Raw genomic sequence first — 2667 nt, 5'->3', positions numbered from 1 at the left:
CCGCCGGTAATGATTTAGATAATTAACATAAGGCGGGTTAACTGATAATTTTTCAGTTGACTCCCTACTAACGAAAACCAATATCCGATGCGATTCAACTATTCTTTATTATTTCTTTTTGCTACCATTACAGGGCAGGCTTATAGCCAGACTAAACATCCTGTAACACAACAAAAACCTAACATCATCTTTATCTTAACAGATGACCTGGGCTATGGGGATGTGGGTATATTCTGGCAAAATAAAAGGGCAAAAGAGAATAATAGAAGTAAGCCATTTGCCTACACACCAAATTTGGATAAGATGGCGGCAGAAGGAGCGGTGTTAATGAATTCGTACGCGGCTGCACCGGTTTGCGCACCATCGCGCTCCTCTATTTTAACCGGATTAAGTCAGGGGCATGCGCGGGTGCGCGATAATCAGTTTGACAAGGACCTGGCGGATAATTATACTTTAGGTAATGTGATGCAAAAAGCTGGTTATGCTACCGCCGCTATTGGTAAATGGGGATTACAGGGAGATGAAAAATGGTCAGCTGATGGTGGAAAATGGCCGGCGCATCCCTTAAACAGGGGCTTTGATTATTATTATGGCTATATGCGGCACAGCGATGGGCATGAACATTATCCGAAAGAAGGATTGTACAGAAAGCCAAAAGAAGTATGGGAAAATCGCACAGAAATAAGCAAAGACTTAGATAAGTGCTACACAGCCGATCTTTGGACCGCCGTCACCAAAAAATGGATCATTGAACATAAGAAAGGGAAAAAAGCGGCCCAACCATTTTTTATATTCCTGGCTTTTGATACGCCGCATGCGGTACTGGAATTACCTACCTGCCCGTATCCTGCCGGCGGAGGATTAACAGGTGGTGTACAATGGCGGGGCAAGCCGGGTAATATGATCAATACAGCGTCGGGAACAATTGATAGCTATACCCACCCCGATTATGCCACGGCTACTTATGATGACGATAATAACCCGGCAACACCGGAAGTGCCATGGCCGGATACTTATAAGCGCTACGCTGCCAGCACCCGTCGTATTGATGATGCGATAGGGGATATTTTAAAACTGTTAGCCGATCTGAAAATAGACGATAATACACTGGTCATTTTTAGCTCAGATAACGGCCCATCTATCGAATCGTATCTGCCCAAACCGCAGGTGCCTTACGCAGCTAACTTTTTTGGAAGCGCTGGCCCTTTTGATGGTATTAAAAGAGATGCTTTAGAAGGTGGTGAACGTATGCCGGTAATAGCCCGTTGGCCGGGACATATTCCCGCCAAAAATATAGTGACTACGCCAAGTATTTCATATGATTGGCTGCCCACCTTTACTGATGCCGCCCATATGCCTGCACCGGTAAATACCGATGGTGTATCGATGCTGCCGGCGCTTACCGGCAAAAGCATCCAAAAAGAGGGTTTGATATATGTGGAATATTTTGAGTCAGGCAAGTCGCCAAATTATAAAGAATTCGCGGCTGTTAACCGGCTAAAACAGCGTAACCAAATGCAAATGATTCGGGTGGGCGATTTTGTAGGGCTGAGATATAATATCAAATCGGCTGATGATGATTTTGGCATATTTAACGTTGCCAGGGATACACATCAGGAAAATAACCTGGCTGCCAGTATGCCCGAATTACAAGCAATGATGAAAGCCAAAGTATTGCAGGTAAGACGAACGGATACTTCCGCACGCAGACCTTATGATGATGCTTTAATACCTGCAGTCAAACTAACCAATGCATCGCCAGGCCTGGTCTGGAGGGCTTTTGATGGAAAATTTCCCTGGATACCTGATGTTACCACATTAACTGCTGCCGCTACTGGCAAATGCTTCACGCCAAATCTGCATCATGTACCTGCAGGACACCAGACTTACGTATTTGAAGGATATATTAACGTACCTAAAGATGGTGAATACACATTTTTTATGCGTGCAGATACAAAAGCGTTTCTAAGGATTCACGAAGCAACGATCATTGACGAAGACTATGGCTACGCGGGTGGAGTTACAAAAGAAGCAAGTGTTTTCCTTAAGGCCGGTTTGCATCCTGTTAAGATCTATTATGCAGGAAATCCAGGAGCAACATCTGATTTAAGTCTCGAATGGAAAAGTGGCGAATTTGCGAAAACCGAAATTCCGGCTAATGCCTTTTATAAATAATATCACCCTCATTCTTATAAATCTAAATACCTTATTTCCATATTATTTATTCTTCGCCTAAAAAATACATAATGCCATGGACACTGAGCGTGACGAAGTATGGGGACTGCTATATCCCAGGGTTACCAGCGCCCTATCCAAAGGCTATTGTAACGGCTTATTCAATCCGCAAAAGGATAAATTTTTTGCGGCTACTTTTGTAACTGAATTTCCGACCGCTGATGACCTGGATTTTTTGAAGTCGATGGTCGATGGAGGATACCGTATCATCGGTAAACCATCAGGGCTTGAGGGACAGGGAGGATGGCAACTGTTACCGCCGGGAACTGGTTTGCAGCCTGCCGACTGCAAAGCTTATAGCGTTAGTTTTCATGGAGCCTGTTATGAATGGTACTTTATACCATCACTGACATTCTTTGAAACAGCGGATGACGAGCGGGTAAAAGATAATATTCTCCTCCCGGTGCCAGCTTTCAATATGAAGAATGCGTT

At 44.2% G+C, this 2667-nt stretch carries 2 protein-coding genes; both read left to right on the top strand.

All coding sequences use genetic code 11. The features are described from left to right. Positions 1-87 precede the first annotated feature (87 nt). On the top strand, positions 88-2175 hold the full coding sequence (locus tag VIP81_RS14810) for a sulfatase-like hydrolase/transferase (RefSeq protein WP_331962073.1): 2088 nt from the start codon (positions 88-90) through the stop codon (positions 2173-2175). A gap of 76 nt (positions 2176-2251) precedes the next feature. After that, positions 2252-2667: hypothetical protein (locus tag VIP81_RS14805; protein ID WP_331962070.1), on the top strand; the 416-nt coding region annotated here is incomplete at its 3' end.

This window comes from Chitinophaga sp. (assembly GCF_036566945.1).
In the GTDB taxonomy this organism is placed as follows: Bacteria; Bacteroidota; Bacteroidia; order Chitinophagales; family Chitinophagaceae; genus Chitinophaga.
This window is presented reverse-complemented; position numbering and strand designations above follow the sequence as displayed.